Below are 21,591 nucleotides of genomic sequence, written 5' to 3'. Positions count from 1 at the left end.
CCGTCACGCGCCCAACAGCTTCGCCCGGGCCTCGGCGAGCCGGACCCGGCCATCTTCCGATAGCCCCTCGAAGGTCTTCAGCTCTCCCACGCGCTCCAGCATCGCTGCGCGCTCGGCGTCCGTCAGCTCCGGGAAGCTCTGGCGGACGAGCCTCACGTAGCGGGACAGCGGGACGATCTTCGCGTACCAGCTCGCCTGGCGCGCCAGCCCGGCGAGGCGCAGCTCCCACCGGTTGCTCTCCGTGACCGGAAGCCCGGGCGCCCCCTCGTCCGGGAGCACCGGAAGCCCCGTGCCGTAACGCGCCGCCATGTCTCGCGAGAACGTCTGCTCCACCGCGCCGGTCCGGGCGATCCGCCGCACCTGCGCACCGCACACGTCACAGGGCAGCTCCAATGTCCCCTCGGGGAGCGTCACCGGGTGACCGCAGCTTCCGCAGCGGGTGGAGACCTCGTCGAGCCCCAGCACGTCGGCGGAGAAGGGGCGCTTGTAGAAGCACCCGACACATGTGAGCTCCGTCGCGGTGCGCCCCTGGAACGACACCAGTCCGCAGGTGGGGCACGTCCATTCGAGGTACACGCCCACCTCGTCCGAGGCTGTTTTCCCCGTCTCCAGGACGTTGTTCGCACCGTGCACGCTCCGCAGCAGGGTGAGCCGCTGCTCGGGGGAGAGCAGCGGCAGGTACGCATTGGCGATCAGCGTGAGGGAGAGCCGGCAGCGCGAGGCGGGAGGCATGCCGTCGGGATCCTCGAAGCCGGGCAGGGTGAAGAGGCGGTCGTAGTGCTGGCGCACGATGTCCAGCACCTTCTCCGCCGTGGGAATGGGATCCTTGAGATCCATCGAGACGCTGACCGCCTGCATCTGTGCGTCGAGCGCCGCGAGGGTGGGGTCCTCGAGCGTCTGGAGACGGGACCAGGCTTCGTAGCGGATGTAGCGCTCGCGGTAGGCCGCATCGGTGCGGACCTCCGGCGGGAAGAGCTGTGGCGTCACCTCCATCTGGAGTGTCACCACCTCTCGCAGGTGCCGCTCCGCTTCGTCCAGCCGGCCCGCTCGGACGGCCGCCTCGGCCTGGGTCCGATGCTGCTGCAGGGCGGTGAACTTCGGCTGTAGCGCCGTGTAGCTCCGGAGCCACTCCGCGTATGCGGGGGACTCGAACCACGCCTGCCAGTCGATTCCCACCAGCGCACGGCAGTAGCCGCAGCGCACCCAGGCGGCGTGGCCCGTGGAGTCCACATGGGCTCCACAGGCATGGCAGCGGTAGCGGATGACGAGGGCCATGACGCTCCAGCCTACGTCAGCCGCCCGGTGTCGGCCGGAGTCGTAGGTGAAGCCGAGCCGGTGGACGGGGTGTGCGTCAGCAGGAGTGACAGGGCGAGGGGTGGGCTGCCCGCCTGGGGAGCAGGCGTGTCAGACCCATCTGGTATGCCCGCCCCGGACGCTCCTACGAGGAGGGAGAGAGCAGGCAGGGGCCTGAACCCAGGTCGCCTCCAGAAACGATTGAGTGCAGATAAGGTCTGTTCCCGCCCGGACAACCCCCCGGTCGCCAGGCCGTTGGGCGCCATGCTTGCCTGCTCGCATATCGTCACGCATGGCAGGGTCATGCTTGATCGGCTGAGATCCAGCGTGCTACTCGTCTGAACGCTCCGAGGCCGATTTTTCGGCCTCCGGCGCGCTTTCTCCCTCGCCTGCACACCTTTCGGGAGCCCGTTTCACATGCGAATCAAGCGCCTGGACATCACCGGCTTCAAATCGTTCATGGAACGCAGCGTCTTCACGTTCGATGACGGGGTGACGGGCATCGTCGGCCCCAACGGTTGCGGCAAGTCGAACGTGGTGGACTCCATCCGCTGGGTGATGGGCGAGCAGAGCGCCAAGAACCTGCGCGGCCGCGGCATGGAGGACGTCATCTTCAACGGCTCGGAGTCCAAGCCGCCCCTGTCCATGGCCGAGGTGTCGCTCACCTTCCACGTGGACGAGACGGACACGCTCCCGGTTCACCTCTCCGGCCTCTCCGAGGTGACCGTCACCCGCCGCCTCTTCCGCAGCGGTGAGTCCGAGTACCTCATCAACAAGACCATCTGCCGCCTGCTGGACATCACCGAGCTCTTCCTCGGCACCGGCGTGGGCACCAAGGCCTACTCCATCATCGAGCAGGGCCGCGTGGGCCTCATCGTCTCCAGCAAGCCCGAGGACCGGCGCCACCTGATTGAAGAGGCCGCGGGCGTCACCAAGTACAAGTCCCGCCGCAAGGCCGCCGAGCGCAAGCTGGAGGCCACCCAGGCCAACCTCCTGCGCGTCACGGATATTACGAGCGAGCTGGAGCGCCGCCTCGAGAGCCTCTCGCGCCAGGCGAAGAAGGCGGAGAAGTACAAGAAGCTCAAGACGCGCATGCGGGAGATCGAGCTGCACTCGGCCTCGCACCGCTTCCTGGAGCTGCACGCGGAAGCCAAGGTGCTCCAGACGCGGCTGGACAGCGTGAGCACAGAGGAGCGCGAGGGCCTGGAGAAGTTGCGCGAGCTGGAAGTGGTCATCGCCAACCGCCGCACCGAGCTGGAGGCCGAGGCCGAGGCGCTCCAGAAGCTCTCCGCCGACGTGCACACGCTGGAGAGCGCCGTGCAGCGCGCGGACCAGGACCTGGCCTACTGGCGCAAGGACCTGGAGGAGACGAGCGCCCGCGTCGCCCAGTCCGACACGGAGCTCAGCGCGCTCCTGGCCCGCCAGTCCGAGGTGGCCGACACCATGGCCTCCCGCGAGGCGGAGCTCAGCAACATCGCCGGCTCGTGGAAGGAGGACGAGGTCGCCATGAAGGTGGCGCAGGAGGAGCTGCGCCGGGTGAGCCAGCTGCAGACGGAGATCTCCCTGCGGCTGGAGCAGGAGCGCGCGGCGCTCGTCACCGTGGCCAGCCGCCTGGCCAACCACGAGAGCAACCTCGTCAATCTGGCCCGCCAGAAGACGGACCTCGAGGCCCGGCGCTCGCGCAACCGCACCGAGGCGGACGCGCTGCGCGAGCAGGAGAAGCAGCTCGAGGACGTGCGCCAGGAGGTGGCTCGCCGGGTGGAGGAGAGCCGCCACCTGTCCGTGGAGCTCGCCGAGCGCAAGGGCCACGAGGAGGAGGCTCTGATGCGCACGCGTCAGGCCTTCATGGAGAACGAGGTCCAGGTCATCGGCCTGCGCGAGGAGCTGAGCGACAAGCGCAGCCGGCTCGCCTCGCTCGAGGCGCTGCAGAAGGACTACGAGGGCTTCGACAAGGGCGTGCGCGCGGTGATGGTGCGCGCCGGTGACGACGCCCGGACCCAGGGCATCTTCGGCCTCGTCGCGGACGTCATCTCCACCACGCCTCGCTTCGAGCGCGCCGTGGAGGCCGTGCTGGGCGAGCGCCTGCAGCACGTCGTCGTGGAGAGCCGCGACAAAGGCGTGGAGCTGGTGGAGTACCTCCGGGACGCCGCCGAGGGCCGGGGCAGCTTCCTGCCGGTGCCTCCTCCCGAGCGCGTTCCCTCCGCGGTGCAGCCGGACATGGCCCGCTCCGGGGTGCTGGCCCGCGCACTCGACGAGGTGACGTGCGAGGAGTCGCTCCAGCCGGTGGTGCGGCTGCTGCTCGGGGATGTGGTCATCGTGGAGGACCTGGCCGCCGCGAAGTCCTACGCGGACGCCGAGGGCAATGCATGCACGCTCGTCACCCTGGACGGTGAGGTGTTCCGTCCGGATGGCACCATCACCGGCGGCGAGCGCGAGGGCGCCGCGGTGGGTGCCCTGCAGAAGAAGCGCGAGATCGCCGAGCTGGCCACCGAGGTGGCCCGGGTGGAGGAGCGCTACAACGAGATCCTCACCCGGCACTACACCCTGCAGAAGCAGATGGGGGACACGGAGGACGTCCTCAAGGGGCTGGCGAAGAACCAGCACGCCGAGGAGCTGAGCCTTGCCAGCCAGGAGAAGGACCTGCACAAGGCGAGCGAGGACCTGGCGCGGGTGCGCGACCGTCTGCGCGCGCTGGACGCCGACGAGTCCCACCTCACGCAGATGTACGACGGCCTGGCGCACGAGGAGGAGAACAGCCGGGGCGAGGTGGCGCACGGCCAGACGGACCGCGAGGGCCGCGAGGAGCGCGTGAAGCAGCTGGTGGGCGAGCTGGAGTCGCTCAAGCAGCGGGGCGAGACGGCCACGAGCAACCTCACCAGCCTGAAGGTGAAGGTGGCCGCCGGCGGCGAGCGCGGCGAGTCGGCTCGCAAGGAGCTGGAGAGCCTGCTGGCCCAGAAGGAGGAGATGGCGGGCCGGGTGCGCAAGCTGGAGTCCACGGTGCGCGAGGGCGCCTCGCGGGTGGAGGAGCTGCAGCGCCGCATCTCCGAGACGCAGGAGGAGCGCGGCAAGAAGGCCGAGGAGCTGCGCGGTGTGTCCGAGGGCCTGGATGCCCGGCGCATGGCCCATGGCGCGGCCTCGGCCGGGGTGCGCGAGCAGGACAACGTGTTCCGCGAGCTGCGCACGAAGCTGGAAGGTCTCACCCAGGGCCTGTCGCAGATCACCCTGCGCGAGCGGGAGATCGCCCTCGAGCTGGAGCACCTGGTGGCGGGCATCCGCGAGCGGCACGCGACGGAGCTGAGCGAGGAGGTCCACCGCTACCACATGCTGCCGTCGCTGAGCGCGGAGGCGGAGCAGGAGCTGAAGGACCTGCGCGCGCAGGTGGAGAAGATGGGGGAGATCAACCTCACCGCCATCGACGAGCACACGGATCTGTCCAAGCGCTCGGAGTTCCTGCTCACGCAGAAGAAGGACCTGGCGGAGTCGGTGGAGAAGCTGCAGGAGGCCATTCGGCGCATCGACGCGACGAGCCGCGAGCGCTTCAAGCAGACGTTCGAGATCGTCAACGAGAAGTTCCAGGCCATCTTCCCGCGGCTGTTCGGCGGCGGGCGCGCCAGCCTGGTGCTGACGAACGAGGGGCAGGGCGGGGAGCCGGGCGTGGAGATCGTCGCGCAGCCCCCTGGCAAGAAGCTGCAGAGCATGAACCTGCTGTCCGGCGGCGAGAAGGCGCTGACGGCCGTGGCGCTCATCTTCGCCATCTTCCTCATCAAGCCCACGCCCTTCTGCCTCCTGGACGAGGTCGACGCGCCGCTGGATGAGGGCAACGTGGGCCGCTACAACGACATGGTGAAGGAGATGAGCAAGCAGTCGCAGTTCATCCTCATCACCCACAACAAGCGGACCATGGAAGTGGCGGACACGCTGTACGGCGTGACGATGGAAGAGCCCGGCATCTCCAAGCTGGTGAGCGTGAAGCTGCGCGAGGCCAAGGCCGCCAACGACAACGTCACCGCGGCGTAGCCGCTACCCCTCTCCTCCGGGAGGGGACGGGAGCCCGGCTTCCGGGCTCCCACTTCGCGCCTGGCTGGTTCCGCGCCTGCCCCGCCCTGGAGTACGCGCCGCTCGGATGCCCGGCGGCAGCGACACCGTCCAGACCTTCGAGCTCAGACTCTCGTTCGCTTGGGAATGCCTTGGCCTCATCGGCAGGGCGGCGAACTGCTGTGCGGGCGTTCCGCCTGGCCGAGAGCGGGTGGAGGAGCCGCGGTTGTTTCTCGATCGGGTGCTCATCAGATTCTCCACAGTCCGCGAATCCACGGCCCCTCCCACCCGGGGCTCCGTTGGTCGCGGCCGGAGGCGAAGATGGGGAAGCCAGTGCCACGGGGGCAGCACCTTGGAACCGCCACAGTCCTGCGGCGGTGGGTCGGGCCAATCGCAGTGCTCGCCGCGCTTGCTGGCGGAACTCTCTGGGCAGCATCCCCGGAGGCAGAAAACGCCCAGAAGCCTGACGTCGATCCCAAGGCTCGCTCGCTGCTCAAGGGGATGAGCGACTTCCTCGCCAGCCAGCAGGAGTTCAGTGTCGAGGCGGACGGCTCGATGGAGGTCGTGCTCCAGTCGGGAGAGAAGGTGGAGTTCGAGCACTCGAGCACCGTTCGGGTCAGGCGGCCCAACATGCTCAGGAGCGACCGGCGCGGAGAGAAGGTGGACGCGGAGTTCTATTACGACGGACGCAGCTTCACCTTGTTCGGGAAGTACAGACACTACTACGCGACCACGGATGCCCCGCCCAACCTCGACGAGGCGATCGATGCCGCGCGCGAGAAGCTGGGGATCGAGGCGCCCGGGGCGGATCTGCTCTACAGCAATCCCTATGAGGTCCTGATGGAGGACGTCGTTTCGGGGACCGACCTGGGAATGAGCTCCGTCCGCGGTGTTCCCTGCCACCACCTGGCGTTTCGTGGAAACGAGACCGACTGGCAGATCTGGATCGAGGACGGGCCCAAGCCCGCGCCGCGCAAGTTCGTGATCACCTCGAAGAAGGTTCAAGGCTCACCCGAGTTCTCGGTCGAGCTCACGCAGTGGAACTTCTCGCCCAGGCTCCCCGACGAGGTGTTCCACTTCGTTCCGCCCCGAGACGCCAAGCGCATCGACTTCCTCACGGTGAAGTCGGCCGTACCGGAGACCCAAGGAGGCAAGAAATGAAACGTGCTCACCTTTCCGCCCTCTCGCTTGCGCTCGTGCTCGTCGCGGGCGAGGCGCTGGCCGTGATTGGCATGCCCGCGACGCCCATGAGCTATGCGGGGGTGGCCCGCCGCACCACCCGGCGAGTGGCCTATGCGGGAGCAGCCACGGCAGCGGCCGTGGGGACCGCCGCCGCAGTGGGAACAGCGGCCGCGGTAGGGACGGCAGCGGTGGTGTCCACGCTGCCCGCTGGCTGCGTCGAGGTCGTCAACGCGGGCGTCGTGTACCAGAAGTGCGGGACCACCTATTACCGGCCGAGCTACGACGGCCCCAACCTCGTGTACGTCCCGACGCCCATGTGAGGACTGACAGCCCCGAAGGAATTCATCAGCGCGATGCTCATTCCCCAGGGGCTCGCCTACGCGCAGATCGTCGGAGTGCGGCCGGCGGCGGGGCTCAGGGTGGGCGCCGAGCGGAAGACCGCCCCGCTGGGAGTACCCCATCCGCGGACCCAGCAGGCGCGGGGGAGTGCGTTGCCTGGGTGATTGCTTCGTGAAGCACCGTGCACAGCGTGACCCGTGAGACCCGTTTGGTGGGAACCGGATATGAGTCCGGGCTCCCGCCTGGTGAGGCTGACCATGGACAAGGTCGAGGTGAGGTCTGCAGCTCCCTCCGGTGGAACGGAGGCGATGCGGCGCTACGGGGCGGAGTTCGTCGGCACGTTCGCCCTGGTGGTCGGTGGCGTGGGCGCCGCCGTGTTCGCGGGGGCGCGGATTGGCTTCCTCGGGGTGGCCTTCGCCTTCGGGCTAGCGCTCCTCGCGATGGTGTACGCCATCGGTCCCATCTCGGGCTGTCACCTGAATCCCGCGGTGACGCTCGGCCTGCTCCTCAGCGGGAAGATGGAGCGCCGCTACGCCCTGGGGTACGTGGTGGCCCAGTGCGTGGGGGGCATCGTGGGCGCGGGCGTGGTGCTGCTGCTGGCCAAGGGCGCGCCGGAGGGCTACTCGGCGGCCTCCCAGGGGCTGGCGGCCAACGGTTTCGGGGCCCACTCGCCGGAAGGGTACAGCATTGGCGCGGCCTTCCTGGCCGAGGTGGTCCTCACCTTCTTCCTGGTGCTGACGGTGCTGGGCGCCACCGACGCCCGCGCTCCCGTGGGGTTCGCCGGAGTGGCGATCGGCCTGGTGCTGACGCTCGTGCACCTGGTGGGCATTCCCATCACCAACACCTCCGTCAATCCAGCGCGCAGCCTGGGGCCGGCGCTGTTCGTGGGAGGCTGGGCGTTGAGCCAGCTCTGGGTGTTCATCGTGGCGCCCCTGCTGGGCGGGGCCACGGCGGCGGCCGTGTACCGCACGGTGCATCGCCCCTCGGCGGCCATCACCGCCACCGGTGCCGAGCGGGCCCTGGAGAGCGAGCGGGCCGAGCGGCTGGCCACCCGGCGCCCGGTGGATACCCCCTCCTGAGGGGTTTCCTCCGTGCGGCTCACTGGAAGGGAGGACGGACGATGCAGCGGAAGCCGAGATGACCGGCTCCGCTGTCCACCGCTTGCGGGGAGCGCGCGGCGGGGCGGTAGCGCTGGCAGTAGTTGGGCGCGCACAGGTGGCTGCCGCCCTTGAGCACGCGGCGCGGAATCATCACCTGGGGCGTCAGAGGGTCCTGGGTTCCTTCCGGACTGGCCGGCCCGTGCGGGTTCACCGGGATGCAGCACGCCTTGCCCCGGTTGCCCTGGTGCCGGTCCTGGTACCAGTCCGTGGTCCATTCCCAGACGTTGCCGATCATGTCGAAGAGGCCGTAGCCGTTGGCGGGGAAGGTGCCCACGGGGGATGTGCCCTCGTAGCCGTCCTCGAGCAGGTTCTGCATGGGGAACTGTCCCTGCCAGGTGTTGGCCATCATCCGGCCCTCGGGCGAGAGCAGGTCTCCCCAGGCGTAGCTCTTGCGGTCCAGGCCTCCGCGCGCGGCGCGCTCCCACTCGGCCTCGGTGGGCAGCTCCTTGCCGGCCCAGGTGGCATAGGCCTCCACGTCCTCGAAGGCCACGTGGACGGCCGGGTGCTGCTCGCGTCCCTCCCAGGTGCTGCCGGGGCCCTCGGGGTGCCTCCAGCAGGTGCCCGGCACATAGGCCCACCACTGCGAGAAGTCGTCGAGGCTGACGCGCTGCTCGGGCTTGCGGAAGACGAGCGAGCCGGGGACGAGCATTGCGGGGTCCGCTCCCGGATAATCCTTGGCGTCCAGTGGGCGCTCGGCCACGGTGATGTAGCCGGTGGCCTCCACGAAGCAGGCGAAGCGCGAGTTCGTCACCAGATGGATGTCCATCCAGAAGCCAGACACCGTCACCTGATGGGCGGGCCTCTCCTCGGGGTAGTGGTGATCCGAGCCCATCCAATAGGTGCCGCCGGGAATCCACACCATGTCCGGGAACGGAGCCTTGCACGGAGCGGGTTGCTCCTGGGGCCGGGTCTCCAGGCTCGCTGACACTCCAATGTCTTCCGTGCTCATGGGTGCGCTCCCTTCTTCCGGGTGGAGCACTCGCGCTCCCTACCCAGGCGCAAGCTGGGGAGCGTCCGGAGCGGGGCCACCCGGGACTCCAGGCCGGGGCACGTGTTCATGAGCCGCCGCCCGTCCCTCCCCGGAGGACAGGACACGGGCATCGCCATGCCGCCGCTCGCCACCTCGTTGCCCTGTGTCGGCCGGGATGCGCACGGATTGTTCCGGAGGACACATCCCCGGGCACCAGTGCCCGGCGCGAAGTAACCGGAGACGGTCGTCCCCATGAGGAAGGAGTCTGCACATGCCGCAGGGCAAGAAGACGGGCAACGGCCACTCGAAAACGGGCAATGGCCACGAGAAGAAGGGCGAGCAGCGGCAGCCCAACATCCTCGTCATCTGGGGAGATGACATCGGGTACTGGAACATCAGCGCCTACAACCAGGGCATGATGGGCTACCGCACCCCGAACATCGACCGCATCGCGAAGGAGGGGGCGCTGCTCACCGACTGCTACGGGCAGCAGAGCTGCACGGCGGGCCGCGCCGCCTTCATCACCGGCATGAACCCGCTGCGCACGGGGCTCACCACCATCGGCATGCCCGGCGCCAAGTACGGACTGCAGGACTCGGACCCCACCATCGCCGAGATGCTCAAGCCCCTGGGTTACGTGTGTGGCCAGTTCGGCAAGAACCACCTGGGCGACTCCAATCCCTATCTGCCCACCGTGCACGGCTTTGATGAATTCCACGGCAATCTCTACCACCTCAACGCCGAGAACGAGCCGGAGTGCCCCGACTACCCGAAGGATCCGAAGTTCAAGGAGCGGTTCGGGCCGCGGGGCGTGCTCCACTGCTGGGCGACGGACCGGGACGATCCGACCGAGGATCCGCGCTGGGGTCGCGTGGGCAAGCAGCGCATCGAGGACACCGGGCCCCTCACGCGGAAGCGCATGGAGACGGTGGACGACGAGTTCTTGGACTCCTCGCTGAAGTTCATCGAGCGGGCGGCGAAGGAGGGCAAGCCCTTCTTCGTCTGGCACAACACCACGCGCACCCACGTGTGGACGTACCTCAGCGACAAATACAAGGACAAGACGGGCAAGGGCCTCTACGCAGACGCCATGACCCAGCTCGACGACATCGTGGGCGCCCTGCTCGCCAAGCTCGAGGAGCTGGGCATCGCGGACAACACCCTCGTCGTCTTCTCCACCGACAATGGCGTGGAGAAGATGGGCTGGCCCGACGGTGGCAACGCGCCGTTCCGGGGCGAGAAGGGCTCCACCTGGGAGGGCGGTGTCCGTGTGCCCTGTGTGATGCGCTGGCCGGGCATCATCCAGCCGGGCACCATCATCAATGACATCTTCTCCCACGAGGACTGGATGCCGACCCTCGTGGCGGCCGCGGGAGGCCCCGAGGATCTGGTCGAGCGGTGCAAGACGGGCTTCCAGGTGGGCCAGAAGAAGTTCCGCGTGTACCTGGACGGGTACGACCAGCGCGAGCTGCTCGCGGGCCAGGGGCCCGGCAAGCGTCATGAGTACATCTACGTGCTCGACAGCGGCAACCTCGCCGCCGTCCGCTACGACGACTGGAAGCTCATCTTCTCCTATCAGGACGGCGAAGGGCCGGACATGTGGTTCAGCGGCAAGCGCTTCAACCCCGCATGGCCCTACATCATCAACCTGCGCTCCGACCCGTTCGAATACGCCACGCACTCGGGGCAGTACACCAGCTGGTATGGCGAACGGATGTTCCTCTTCGTGCCAGGGCAGGTGCTCGTCCGGCAGTTCGCCGAGAGCCTCATCGACTATCCACCGAGCCAGGCGCCCGGCAGTCTCAGCATCGGGCCCCTCAAGGACAGGGTGCGCGAGAAGATGAAGGAGAAGTCAGCGAAGATGAAGGCGCAGCGCGAGGAAGAGGAGGAGGGCGCGACCACGAACATCGGCGAGGTGCTCCATCACTTCGCCGATCAGGTCGAGCAGGCCATCGCCCGCTTCCAGCAGGCTCACGTCTAAGGGCGAGATGAGGCCGCCCGTCATGAGACACGGGCGGCCGCGCCTGACGCGGGCCTCAGAGGCGCAACCCGAACACGAGGGGAATGTACTGACCATTCGCTTTCTTCGGGCCCGCCGCCGTATCGATGTCGCCGCTGAAGATGTAGTGGTAGCGGGCTTCCGCGTAGAGGCGCATGGGGCCTCCGAAGAGCCTCAGGCTGATGCCGACGCCCGCGTTGAGCCCGAAGTCCGTCCTGCTCCGCGCGCCGAGCACGGACTCGACCGACACGGGCGTGGTGTAGCAGATGTACAGCCAGGGGTCGCAGTACGGCACCGCGGCCACCCCCGCGAACTCGGTGATTTCCACCCGCCGATGGTAGATGCCGGGCCCGCCCAGCACGTAGATGCCGAAGGGGCGGGCGGGGATCACGTTGAAGACGGCGTTGAGGTCCCCGTACTGCATGGAGTGGTAGCCGTTGACGCCTGTCGAGTCCAGCACGTTGGACTGGATGTTGTAGCCGCTGTAGAGGTACTCGGCCTGCACGCCCAGAAGCCGGTTGAAGTTGTACGTCACTCCGAGCTGGAAGGCGCCGCCCGTCTCGAAGCGCTTGCCCGAGTCGGCGAGCGGGAAGCTCACGCCGGCTCCGATGTTGAAGCCCACGTGCGGTACGAGCGAATCCTGCTCGTTCTCGGTGACGAAGCTCGCGGGAATGTCGGGTTCGGCCGCCAGGGCGGGGCAGGCGCCTGCGAACGCCACCAGCAGCCCCACGGTCCTCATGGAAATGAATCGCATCTCGCTCCTCCTGGCGTCGAGGGTATGTATCGGGTGAGCGGTACTCCCATCAGACCGCGAGGGCGGGAGGAGGGTTGGTGCCAGGACGGCGCATCCGGCTCCGGACGGGAGCGTGTATCCCCTCGGCTCCCTGCCTGGCATGAGAGCGGGATGTGCAGTACGGCCCGGGGTCCGCGCCTTGTTCGAGGGTGGACCTATCACCACCCCGACACCGCTCATCCTTGCCGGCTGGCACGGCGGTGGAGGAGGCCGCGGGCGATCCGGTTCACCGGGCCTCGGAGCAGCACGTACGGCACGAGCGCCAGGAGCACGGCCACGATCAGTCCCTGGAGTGGCCGTAGCCCCTTGAACACGAGGAGTTGATAGACCGTGTCGAGCACCACCGCGAGGATGAAGATCTTGCCGACCGAGCTCCAGCCAGAGCGCAGCAACTCGCGACGGTGCGGCTTGTCCGTGAAGAGCGCCCAGAAGTAGGCGGGCCGTCCCTCGTGCGCGTCCTTGATGCCGTCGCGCACGGCGAACAGCAGCGCCATCAGCGGTTGAAAGTAGAAGCGGAATGCCATCGGCCCATCGGGGCGTTCGACGATCTCCCGCCACATCTGAGTGAGCACATCTGACATTGGAAACCTCTATTTCTTTGTCGGGAAGAGCAGCGAGAAGATGAACCGGAGCTGGACCCGCCCCCTGGAATGGCTCACAGGGGGCGGGCCGCTCGTCACCGTCAATGGTCCGGGGGCGGCGCGTTCTCCAGCTTCTCCAGCACCTGGTCGATGGTGAAGCTCGCCGCCTTCTGACGCGGCGGGAACTCCTTGAAGCTCTCCAGGAACCGGGCCACCACCTGCTGAGCCGGGAGGAACATGAAGGCCCGGTCGATCAGCCAGGAGTGGTAGCCGATTCCGTCCTCTCCCCGCTCGAACGGGTCCGCTCCCAGGTCGAAGAGGAGCGGCGCCCGGCGCATCACGAAGGGCGTCGACCAGACGTCGATGCCCTCGGCCTTCTGTTCGGCGAAGACCACCTTGAGGCGCCCATGGCGCACCGCGAGCAACTCGCCATCATCGCCGAAGTAGAAGAACTCCTTGCGCCGGGAGGGTTCCCGCCCCGCGAGCAGCCCGGTCTGATCATAGCCGTCCAGGTGCACCTTGAACGTCTTGTCATTGGCTTCGTAGCCCTTGAGGAGCTTGTCCTTGACGTCCGGGTCGCCCGCGGCGGACACCAGCGTGGGCAGCCAGTCTTCGGACGAGACGAGCTCGTTGATGCGGGTGCCCGGCTTGATGACCTCGGGCCAGCGGATGAGGCACGGCACGCGGAACGCGCCCTCCCAGTTGGTGTCCTTCTCGCCGCGGAAGGGAGTCGCTCCGGCGTCCGGCCACATGTTGACCATGGCGCCGTTGTCCGTGGTGTAGATGACGATGGTGTTCTCCCTCAGCTCCAGCTCGTCGAGCTTGTCCAGGAGCTGGCCGATGTGTCCGTCGTGCTCGACCATGCCGTCGGGATAGAGCCCGATTCCCGTCTTGCCCTGGGACTCCGGCTTCAGGTGCGTGTGGATGTGCATGCGCGTGGTGTTGAACCACATGAAGAAAGGCTTGTCGGAGTCCGCCACCCGCTCGAGGTAGTCGAGGGCCGCGGCGAGGAACTCCTCATCGACCGTCTCCATGCGCTTCTTCGTGAGGGGCCCGGTGTCCTCGATGCGGCCTTCCGCGTACGAGCGGATGACGCCGCGCGGACCGAAGCGCTTCCGGAACTGGGGATCCTTCGGGTAGTCCGGGTTCTCGGGCTCCTCTTCCGCGTTGAGGTGGTACAGGTTGCCGAAGAACTCGTCGAAGCCGTGGTTCGTGGGCAGGTATTCGTCCCGGTCCCCGAGGTGGTTCTTGCCGAACTGGGCCGTCTGGTAGCCCAGGGGCTTGAGCATCTCGGCGATCGTCGGGTCCTCGTCGCTCAGGCCCACCTTGGCTCCCGGCATGCCGACCTTCGTCAGGCCCGTGCGGAAGGGGCACTGGCCGGTGATGAAGGCCGCGCGGCCGGCGGTACAGCTCTGCTGCCCGTAGTAATTGGTGAAGATCGCTCCTTCCTTCGCCAGACGGTCGATGTGGGGCGTTTCGTAGCCCAGCATTCCCTGGTTGTAGGCGCTGACGTTCCAGTAGCCGATGTCGTCTCCGAAGATGACGAGGATGTTGGGGGGCTTCGCAGCTCTGGCCATGGTGTTTCTCCCTCTCCGTGGTTGCCCGGTTCCGGGTAGGTCTGGCAGGAACGATGTGCATGCTCCGGGGAGGGACTCTCGCCAGCCCCGCTGCTCGTACAGCCCGGAGGGGCGGGGTCCCGGAGCCGGGATCCACGCTTCACGGCTTCTGGCCACTCGCGCCTGGGGGCGGAGGGGCGAAGACAGTCTTCCAGTCGTTCTTGATGCTCACGACCGTCCAGCCGTGTGTCCGGGCGGCGTTGAGCGAGGCGTTGTCCTTCTCCTGGTAGGCGAACTCCCGCTGACCGTCGTCGTGGTTGACGAGGAGTTGGAGCGAGGGCCCCTCTCGGCCCTGGGAGTATTCGAGCATCGCGATGTCTCCACCGCTGCGCTCGTTGCCGGCCGCGAGCACCGGACGCTTCCCGATGTGCAGATCGATGTTCACCGGCTTGGTCTCCTTGTCGTTGACCGCGCCGGGCTCGGGCTTCCTCCAGAGCTCGGACTTGCCGTTCTGGGTCTTGAACTCCTTCTTCAGGGAGCTGCCGATCACCTGCTCCGGTGGAATCCCATACATCCGCTGGGAGACGACCCGCATGAAGTCGATGCCACCCCCCGAGCAGAGGTACGTACGGAAGCCGTTGGCGCGGAGGTACTCCAGCAGCTCCACCATGGGTTTGTAGGCGAGCTGCGTGTAGGGCACGCCGAGCTTCGGGTGCTTCGCCGTCTGGAAGAAGTCGCGGACCTCCTGGTCGAATTGCTCGTTGGTCATGTTGGCGGAGGTGATCGCCAGCAGTTCCAGCACCGCTTTCTCACCGGCCCGGGTGAGGTACTCGAGGTCTCCGTCGAGGGCGGCCTTGACCGCGGGCTTCTGCTTGAGCGAGGGATCCTTCGCGACGCGCTTCTGGAGTTGCATGAGCGCGAAGGCGCCCTGGATGACGGGCTGCTCGGGCCAGAGCGTGCCATCGTTGTCGAAGGTGGCGATGCGCTCCTCGACCGGGATGAAGTCCGGGCTGCCCGGCGTGGTGACACGTTTGACGAAGTCGAGAATGGCCTTCCTCGGCGCTCCCTCGTTCCAGGAGGGAAGTGGATCCACCTGCGCCGTTGGAGCCTGGGCGATGGTGGGGGTGCTCGCGGCGAGCGCTGTCAGGACCAGCAGTGGCAGGGCCACCGCGCGAGCGGTGCGAAGTGTTGGGAATGCCGTCATGGTCCGCTGCCTCCGTGGGGTGGCTCTTCCAGCGCGGACTCGGCCTGGCGGAGCTCCCGCCGCATCCGCTCCAGTTGTTCGCGCTCCTCGTCCGGCATGGAGGCTTCGACCTCCTCCGCCAGGGTGCCCAGCCGGTGCAGGCCGTCGTGGAAGAACGCCCGCTCGTCCCGAGCGTGGGGTGCGTGCCGGGCCAGATAGTCCACCACCCCGCCCAGCACATGCGGGTAGAGGTGGTCTCGGCCCACCTTCTCCAGCACGCCGGTGCGCTCCATCATCTCCTGCGTGGGAGCGATGGCCCGCGCCAGCATCAGCGTCACCCCCCGGCTCTCCAGCTCCTCGTGAAGGCCGGCCAGCATGTCGGCTCCGGGCACGTCCAGATCCGTCGTCACCTCCAGATCCAACAGCACGGCCTGGACCGAGAGGGGGCCGCGCCGCACGTGTTCCAGGATCTCCTCGCGGAGGGACTCGGCGTTGGCGAAGAAGATGCCTTCGTTGGGGCGGAGGACCTTCAGCCCAGGCAGGGAACGCGCCGAGGGGTCGTGCCGCATGTCGACGAAGTCCAGGGTGCCCGCGGCCCGCCCCAGCTCGCTCAGCCGGGGGAGGCTGGCGCGATAGACGGTGAGGAACAGGGAGAGGCCCACCGCGAGGAGCAGGCCCGGCAGCACGTCGAGGACGAGCACGCCCAGCAGGGCGGTCATCGACACGAGGAAGTCGACACGGCGCAGCCGGGACAGCCGCCGCAGCTCGCCCACCTCCATCATCCCCGACACGGCCACCACCACGATGGCGCCCAGGGTGGCCTCGGGCAGGGCCCGGAAGAGGGGCGTGAAGAAGAGTGCCACCAGCAGCGTGAAGCCGGCCGCCACCAGGGAGGAGAGCTGGCTGTGGGCTCCCGCCTGATCATTGGCCGCTGACTTGGACAGGCTGCAGCCGACGGAGAAGCCCTGGAAGAGACCGGCGCCCAGGTTGGCGCAGCCCAGGCCGATCAACTCCTGATTGGGATTCACCGGGTAGCCATGCCGGGCCCCCAGCATGCGTGCCGGGCCGATGGCCTCCGCGAAGGCCACCAGCGCGATGCCGCACGCTCCCGGCAGCAGGGTCAGCACGTCACTCCATTTCATGCCCGGCAGCCGTGGCGCCACGAGCCCGGAAGGGATGTTCCCCACCACCTCCACCCCCCGCGCCTGGAGGCCGAGCAGATGGGAGGCGAGGATGGCCAGCACCAGGACCACCAGGGCCGCGGGGAGGCGCTCCGAGATGCGCTCGAGGACCACCAGCAGCACCAGGCAGCTCGCGCCCACCAGGAGCGTGGGCAGGTGGGTCCGCGGGAGGTGGGTGAGAACGAACCACAGCCGCTCGAAGAATCCGCCCTCGGCGCCCTTCAATCCGAAGAGCTTGGGCACCTGCTTGATGGCGATGACGAGCGCCAGTCCGAAGACGAAGCCGGTGAGGACGGAAGGGGAGAAGAACTGGGCGATGCGCCCGAGCCGCAGCACGCCCGCGAGCAGGGAGATGAGGCCCGCCAGCATGGCCAGGCCAGCGGTGAGGGCGAGGAAGTGGGCCGAGCCCGAAGGCGCCAGCGCGCTGATGGTGGCGGCGGAGAGGACGGCCACCGTGGCGGAGACGGCCACCACGAGCTGACGCGAGCTGCCCAGCAGGGCGTAGAGCACCAGGGCCACCGGGCACGCATAGAAGGCCGCCTGGGGTGGTGCGCCGGCGAGCTGGGCGTACGCCATGCCCTCGGGGATGAGGAGGGCCGTGATGGTGAGCGCTCCCACCAGGTCTCGCTTCAGCCAGCTCGGGCGGTAACCCCGCATCGAGGCCAGGAACGGAATGAAGGAGGAGCGTCTGTCCGTGGTTGTGCCCCGCTGGCTCATGTGCGGCTCCGGTACAGGGTGCTTCTGGCCGTGAAACATGGGGTGTTCATTCGCGAGGGGACATCCGGGTGTGCTCGTTCGAGGAGTCCAGGGGTGACCTGCCTGTCTCCGCTCCCTCGCGGGCTCCCGGCACTCCAGGGCCATGGGGTGTCGCGAGGTGGACGGGCGATGCCTGCTGTGTGGACAGGCATCCTTCCGCCAGCGTTCACCACTCCGCTTCCCGCCCCGCCTCGCAAGCAGGTGTCGCGCGTGTGCCCGGGCCTCATATCCGGGCCATGAACCTGACCGCGATTGCGTTGCTTCTTGCCTTGAACGTGGCGCCTGCGGAGAGCGCGGCTGCCCGGGAGCCGCCGGCGTGCGAGTGTGGCCAGGGCCGTTCGCACCAGCTCGGGGGCCACAACTTCCTCTTTCCCATGCTCCAGCAGAGCGCCTTCGTCTCCAGCTACGTGGGCCTCCGCTCGGGCGCGGCGGTGTACGACGTGCCGGATCTGCCCATCGGCAGGTTGGGGACGGTGGACGTGTCACTCACGGGCTACCAGCAGACGCTGGACCTGGGCGTGCGGCTCACCCGCTGGCTTGGTCTGTGGGGTCAGGCGCGAGGCACCCTCTACGCCGGCCTGACGGTGGGCTCGTTCCTTTCGGATGGCGCCAACTTCCAGGCGGGCGGCGACGGCGGTCTCGTGGTGCGGCTGCTTCACCTCGACTCGAGCGGCACTCAGTTGTCGCTGCGCGGTGGCGGCGGTTACCAGCAGGGCCGGGAGCTCTCGCTGTTTACACTCGTGACCTCCATCCTGGACACCCCGGGCGCGACGCTGGAGGACATCCTGCGTGGCCGCCTGGGCGAGCTCGTCACCGTACCCACCTCCGAGTACTCGGCGAATGGCGGCCTGTTCCTGGCCCAGGCGCTCGGGGGGTCCGTCATGGGGTTCCAGGCCTCGGCCTCGGCCACGCGCATCTGGCGCTCGCGCAGGCCCTTCGATTCCGTCCTGGGCGATCGCGTCGACCAGTACTCCACCTCCACCCGCGTCGATCTGGCGGCCGCGCTCTCGGCGGACTTCAAGCCGCTCGGCGTCCCCCTGGCGCTGATGGGCGAGTACCTCTTCACCGCGGGCTACCAGTCGGAGGTGGCGCTGGCCCGCACGAACCTGAACACCAGCTCGGTCGGCCTCGGCCTCTACTACTCGGGGCGGCCCAACCTGCAGTTCGGTCTGGGCGGCGTGGCCGTGCTCCACGCGGAGTCCCGCATCGGTCGCGACTCGGATGGCAACCCCGCGAAGTCCGGCAGGCCCACGCTCTACTATGGCCAGCTCATCCTCCGTTACATCTGGTGAGTCTCCGGCAGGGCCGAGCGTCTTCTCCGGGAGGAGCGATGAGCAAAGAGGCGCGCCTGTCTCCTGTCGAGCTGCTGAGGCAACTCACCCTGTCGGTCGAGCGCCTCGCGGCCCAGGGAATCGCCAGCGGCGCGGTGCGCGGTGCCACCGAGGAGCTCCGGGCGGGGCATCCGGAGCTCGACGGGCAGCTCCAGGCGGTCTTCAAGGAGGTGTTGACGCTTCTCGAGCGCATGGCACACGAGGCCGCCGGGCGCCCCTTCCGGCCACCCGAGGAGTGGTCGCGCCTCGTCGCGGAGAGCGCGGTGCGGGGAGCGGTCGAGGAGCTGCGGCGCTTGATGCCCGGCGTGGATGTGCTCTCCCGTGAGGTGGTGGTGCGTCTGAACCAGTTGCTCGAGCGCTCCATCAGGGTCGAGGCGAACCGGGAGACGGAGCTTCACACGGTCGAGATGCGCGCCCGGCTCACCGCCGCAGGAGCGGTGCGGGGCGTGCTGGGACAGGTCCACGACTCGATGCAGGAGCTGGTGCCAGTGGCGGCCGAGCTCTCGTCGCAGGTAGGGGCTGGTTTCATCGAGGGACTCGGCGCGAAGGCGGCGGAGAAGAGCGATGCATTGGCCGAGTTCCTCGAGCATGCGGGGCGTCGCTTCGTTCACGCGCTCGTGGACCAGCTCGACACGGAGCTGCGGGCCCGGTGGGGCAAGGAGGAGGGGAGGCTGGGCCGGGCCCTGGAAGGCACGGCCGAGCAGATCGCCGCGGCATGCGTGCGGGGCGCCACCGGGGAGCTGGTCCACCAGGTGCGCTCCCTGGGCGAGTCCATTCCGGTCGGGGGAGTTCTTCAGCGAGCGGGCCGCGAGGTGTCCAGCGGCATCCTGGCCGCGCTGGGAGAGGGTCTGCGCAAGCCCTTCGTCGTCGTGGCGGGGGCGGGCAGCGCGCTCCTGCTCGCCGTGCTCCTGGTGACGAAGTCGCGCTGAGCTGCGCGGAGCGGGTCTTGTCCTCCAGTCCGCGAAGCGCCCGGCTGCCCTCCGGTGCATGCATGGGTCTCGGTTCGGGGCTTCGCCCGCTCCTCCCCGCTCGCCTGGCTGATGGGCTTCTTGCCATGTGCGTCTTGAAGACATCCGGCTGGGGGCTCGCCTGGCCGAAGGGGACGCCGGGCATGGCAAGGCCCGGCCGGGATGCTCACCCTTGAGGACAGCGGCGAGCGTTGAGCCCGTGCAGTCGGTGCGGCCCGGGAGAGGTCCGCCCCATGATGGATTTCGATGTGAGGCTCCTGGAGATGAGGGAGCCCCTCGTGGTCGTCCTCGACCGGGAGGGGCGGGTCCTCCTGTGGAACCGGGCGTGCTCGGAGTTGCTCGGGTATGACTTCGAGGAGGTCCGGGGCCGGAAGGTCGGAGAGTTCAATCCCGCTTCAGACAGGGCCGAGTCCGCCAGGCGCCTTCTCACCCAGCTCCTGGAAGGCAAGTCTCCCCCTCAGGAATCCGTCGTGTTCACGAAGGCGGGGGAGCGCAGGTGGATTGCCTGGTCGGCGCAGGTGTCGAGGCGCCCCGACGGAACGCCGGAGTTCGTCTATCTGGTGGGCGTTGACCGGACGGGCGCCAAGCTCGTGGAGGAGGCGCTTCGCGAGTCAGAGGCGAAGTTCGCGGGGATTGTCTCCATCGCCCTGGACGCCGTCATCTCGGTCGATGAGGAGCAACACATCGTCATCTACAACGAAGGCGCCGAGAGCATCTTCGGTTGGCGGAGTGACGAGATCCTCGGGAGGCCGCTCGACATCCTGCTGCCAGAGCGATTCCGGGAGATTCACCGGCAGCACATGCGTGAGTTCGCGGCCGGGCCCGTGAAAGCGCGATACATGGGCGAGCATCGCCCCGCCATCTTCGGCCTGCGCAAGAGCGGCCAGGAGTTCCCCGCGGAGGCCGCCATCTCGAAGCTGAAAGTCGGGGGGAAGGTGCTCTTCAACGTCGTGCTGCGCGACATCACCGAGCGCGCCCGCGTCGAGCGCGACCAGCGATTCCTGGTGGAGGTCGGAAGCGTCCTCGCCGCGACCCTGGACTACCAGGAGGTCCTCACCCGCATTGCCCAGCTCGCGGTTCTCTTCCTGGCGGACGCCTGCATCATCGACATCGTGGAGGAGGGGGGGCAGCTCCATCGGCTCCGCGTCGTTCACCGGGAGCCCGCCAGGGTGCAGCTCGCAGCCGCGCTCGAGCAGGTGCCGCTGGACCGAAACAGGGGCTCTCTCTACTGTCAGATCTTCGAGACGAAACAGCCGATACTGGTGTCCGACGTCTCCGCGGAAGTCCTCCAGTCCATTGCCCAGGGGCCCGAGCACCTCGAGCTGCTCCGCCAGCTCCATCCCACTTCCTTCATGGGACTTCCGCTCCTGGCCCATGGGCACCTGGTGGGAGTCCTCCTCGTCGTTTCCACGGACTCGCGCCGTCACTACGACCCGGAGGACCTTCGGCTGGGCGAGGAGTTGGCCCGCCGTGCGGCCCTGGCGGTCGACAACGCGCGCCTCTATCGGGCCGCACAGCAGGCCGTTGCCGCGAGGGACGAGGTGCTCAGTATCGTCGCGCATGACCTTCGCAATCCGCTCCAGGCGGTCGGGCTCGCCGCGGCGGCGCTCCGGCGTAATGTGCCGCAAGACGACCCGGGAAGAACCGTCCACAAGGCGGCGGAGACCATTGAACGGCACATCCACCAGGCGAATCGACTCATCGAGGACCTGCTGGACGTGGCGCGAATCGAGAAGCAAGGGCTTCACCTCGAGCGTGAATGCGTGGCGCCGGGGGAGCTGGTGGCCGGGGCAGTCCAGTTGTTCACCGCGGCGGCGTCCGCAGCATCCCTCGAGCTGCGGACCGAACTGGCCGAGGCGCTTCCGCTGGTCATGGCCGACCGGGGCAGGATTCTGCAGGTCTTCTCGAACCTCCTCGGCAACGCCGTGAAGTTCACGCCCCCTGGTGGCCACATCCGTATTGGCGCCGAGCGCCGCGACAGCGAGGTGTGCTTCTCGGTCTCGGATACGGGCAAGGGAATCGCGCCGATGCACCTCTCCCGGCTCTTCGACCGCTTCTGGCAGGAGAGGCCCACGGACCGGCGGGGCGCGGGCCTGGGACTCTACATCGCCAAGGGCATCGTCGAGGCCCATGGGGGACGCATCTGGGCGGAGAGCACCCTCGGGCGGGGGACCACGTTCTTCTTCACCCTGCCCGTTGCACCGGGCATCGAGCGGAACGAGAAGGCATCCGCCCCCAAGCTCGCGCCTCGCTGAGTGGGGCGC

15 protein-coding genes are annotated in these 21,591 nt (G+C 68.2%); 8 read left to right on the top strand and 7 right to left on the bottom strand.

All coding sequences use genetic code 11. The features are described 5' to 3' along the window. Positions 1-3: 3 nt before the first annotated feature. Complete coding sequence (locus tag DAT35_RS17460) at positions 4-1,275, bottom strand: hypothetical protein (protein ID WP_108068165.1); 1,272 nt, start codon at positions 1,273-1,275, stop codon at positions 4-6. A 435-nt stretch (positions 1,276-1,710) separates the two neighbouring features. Between DAT35_RS17460 and smc the strand changes: the two genes are divergently transcribed. The 4 genes from smc to aqpZ all read left to right on the top strand — a co-directional run bounded on the left by smc (position 1,711) and on the right by aqpZ (position 7,928). After that, positions 1,711-5,310, top strand: coding sequence for a chromosome segregation protein SMC (gene smc / locus DAT35_RS17455; protein ID WP_108068164.1), 3,600 nt, complete (start codon positions 1,711-1,713; stop codon positions 5,308-5,310). Positions 5,311-5,475: 165 nt separating this feature from the next. Next, on the top strand, positions 5,476-6,489 hold the full coding sequence (locus DAT35_RS17450) for a DUF2092 domain-containing protein (protein ID WP_108068163.1): 1,014 nt from the start codon (positions 5,476-5,478) through the stop codon (positions 6,487-6,489). Continuing rightward, positions 6,486-6,830, top strand: coding sequence for a hypothetical protein (locus tag DAT35_RS17445; RefSeq protein WP_108068162.1), 345 nt, complete (start codon positions 6,486-6,488; stop codon positions 6,828-6,830). The genes DAT35_RS17450 and DAT35_RS17445 overlap by 4 nt, the downstream gene beginning before the upstream one ends. 264 nt (positions 6,831-7,094) lie before the next feature. Beyond that, positions 7,095-7,928: an aquaporin Z gene (gene aqpZ, locus DAT35_RS17440; protein ID WP_369945859.1), complete on the top strand. Its 834-nt coding sequence runs from the start codon at positions 7,095-7,097 to the stop codon at positions 7,926-7,928. Positions 7,929-7,947: 19 nt separating this feature from the next. Here the strand turns inward: aqpZ and DAT35_RS17435 are convergent, their stop codons facing one another. After that, the gene (locus tag DAT35_RS17435) at positions 7,948-8,958 is read right to left on the bottom strand and encodes a formylglycine-generating enzyme family protein (protein WP_108068161.1); all 1,011 of its coding nucleotides are present in this window, start codon (positions 8,956-8,958) and stop codon (positions 7,948-7,950) included. A gap of 292 nt (positions 8,959-9,250) precedes the next feature. On the opposite strand from DAT35_RS17435, the gene DAT35_RS17430 reads away from it, so the two are divergent. Beyond that, positions 9,251-10,960, top strand: a complete 1,710-nt coding sequence (locus DAT35_RS17430) for an arylsulfatase (protein ID WP_108068160.1) — start codon at positions 9,251-9,253, stop codon at positions 10,958-10,960. Between the two features lie 55 nt (positions 10,961-11,015). Here DAT35_RS17430 and DAT35_RS17425 read toward each other — a convergent pair whose 3' ends face one another. The 5 genes from DAT35_RS17425 to DAT35_RS17405 all read right to left on the bottom strand — a co-directional run bounded on the left by DAT35_RS17425 (position 11,016) and on the right by DAT35_RS17405 (position 16,989). Further along, entirely contained in the window at positions 11,016-11,732 is a 717-nt protein-coding gene (locus DAT35_RS17425) for an outer membrane beta-barrel protein (protein WP_158501749.1), read from the bottom strand. Positions 11,733-11,947: 215 nt separating this feature from the next. Next, positions 11,948-12,352: a hypothetical protein gene (locus DAT35_RS17420; protein WP_199242921.1), complete on the bottom strand. Its 405-nt coding sequence runs from the start codon at positions 12,350-12,352 to the stop codon at positions 11,948-11,950. Between the two features lie 101 nt (positions 12,353-12,453). After that, the gene (locus DAT35_RS17415) at positions 12,454-13,929 is read right to left on the bottom strand and encodes an arylsulfatase (RefSeq protein ID WP_108068158.1); all 1,476 of its coding nucleotides are present in this window, start codon (positions 13,927-13,929) and stop codon (positions 12,454-12,456) included. 139 nt (positions 13,930-14,068) lie between these two features. After that, a complete protein-coding gene (locus tag DAT35_RS17410; RefSeq protein ID WP_108068157.1) occupies positions 14,069-15,112 on the bottom strand; it encodes an HAD family phosphatase in 1,044 nt (347 codons plus the stop codon). Beyond that, positions 15,109-16,989 (bottom strand): SulP family inorganic anion transporter, encoded by a 1,881-nt coding sequence (locus DAT35_RS17405; RefSeq protein ID WP_108068156.1) that lies wholly within the window; start codon positions 16,987-16,989, stop codon positions 15,109-15,111. Before DAT35_RS17405 ends, DAT35_RS17410 begins: the two co-directional genes overlap by 4 nt. Positions 16,990-17,264: 275 nt before the next feature. Here DAT35_RS17405 and DAT35_RS17400 point away from each other — a divergent pair, with 275 nt between their 5' ends. The 3 genes from DAT35_RS17400 to DAT35_RS17390 all read left to right on the top strand — a co-directional run bounded on the left by DAT35_RS17400 (position 17,265) and on the right by DAT35_RS17390 (position 21,582). After that, positions 17,265-18,320, top strand: coding sequence for a hypothetical protein (locus DAT35_RS17400; protein ID WP_146209759.1), 1,056 nt, complete (start codon positions 17,265-17,267; stop codon positions 18,318-18,320). Between the two features lie 38 nt (positions 18,321-18,358). After that, entirely contained in the window at positions 18,359-19,288 is a 930-nt protein-coding gene (locus DAT35_RS17395; protein WP_108068154.1) for a hypothetical protein, read from the top strand. Between the two features lie 272 nt (positions 19,289-19,560). Next, positions 19,561-21,582, top strand: a complete 2,022-nt coding sequence (locus tag DAT35_RS17390; protein ID WP_108068153.1) for a PAS domain S-box protein — start codon at positions 19,561-19,563, stop codon at positions 21,580-21,582. The last annotated feature ends 9 nt before the right edge of the window (positions 21,583-21,591 follow it).

It is taken from the genome of Vitiosangium sp. GDMCC 1.1324, assembly GCF_003044305.1.
Classification (GTDB): Bacteria; Myxococcota; Myxococcia; order Myxococcales; family Myxococcaceae; genus Archangium.
Note: the sequence above shows the minus strand (reverse complement) of the source record. Positions and strands in the feature narration are given on the sequence as shown.

Bases quoted from the DNA above. Each gene is read 5' to 3' on its own strand.
- DAT35_RS17460 (WP_108068165.1), bottom strand. From the start codon at position 1,275: ATGGCCCTCGTCATCCGCTACCGCTGCCATGCCTGTGGAGCCCATGTG.
- smc (WP_108068164.1), top strand. From the start codon at position 1,711: ATGCGAATCAAGCGCCTGGACATCACCGGCTTCAAATCGTTCATGGAA.
- DAT35_RS17450 (WP_108068163.1), top strand. From the start codon at position 5,476: ATGCCTTGGCCTCATCGGCAGGGCGGCGAACTGCTGTGCGGGCGTTCC.
- DAT35_RS17445 (WP_108068162.1), top strand. From the start codon at position 6,486: ATGAAACGTGCTCACCTTTCCGCCCTCTCGCTTGCGCTCGTGCTCGTC.
- DAT35_RS17435 (WP_108068161.1), bottom strand. From the start codon at position 8,958: ATGAGCACGGAAGACATTGGAGTGTCAGCGAGCCTGGAGACCCGGCCC.
- DAT35_RS17430 (WP_108068160.1), top strand. From the start codon at position 9,251: ATGCCGCAGGGCAAGAAGACGGGCAACGGCCACTCGAAAACGGGCAAT.
- DAT35_RS17425 (WP_158501749.1), bottom strand. From the start codon at position 11,732: ATGCGATTCATTTCCATGAGGACCGTGGGGCTGCTGGTGGCGTTCGCA.
- DAT35_RS17420 (WP_199242921.1), bottom strand. From the start codon at position 12,352: ATGTCAGATGTGCTCACTCAGATGTGGCGGGAGATCGTCGAACGCCCC.
- DAT35_RS17415 (WP_108068158.1), bottom strand. From the start codon at position 13,929: ATGGCCAGAGCTGCGAAGCCCCCCAACATCCTCGTCATCTTCGGAGAC.
- DAT35_RS17410 (WP_108068157.1), bottom strand. From the start codon at position 15,112: ATGACGGCATTCCCAACACTTCGCACCGCTCGCGCGGTGGCCCTGCCA.
- DAT35_RS17405 (WP_108068156.1), bottom strand. From the start codon at position 16,989: ATGAGCCAGCGGGGCACAACCACGGACAGACGCTCCTCCTTCATTCCG.
- DAT35_RS17400 (WP_146209759.1), top strand. From the start codon at position 17,265: ATGAACCTGACCGCGATTGCGTTGCTTCTTGCCTTGAACGTGGCGCCT.
- DAT35_RS17395 (WP_108068154.1), top strand. From the start codon at position 18,359: ATGAGCAAAGAGGCGCGCCTGTCTCCTGTCGAGCTGCTGAGGCAACTC.
- DAT35_RS17390 (WP_108068153.1), top strand. From the start codon at position 19,561: ATGATGGATTTCGATGTGAGGCTCCTGGAGATGAGGGAGCCCCTCGTG.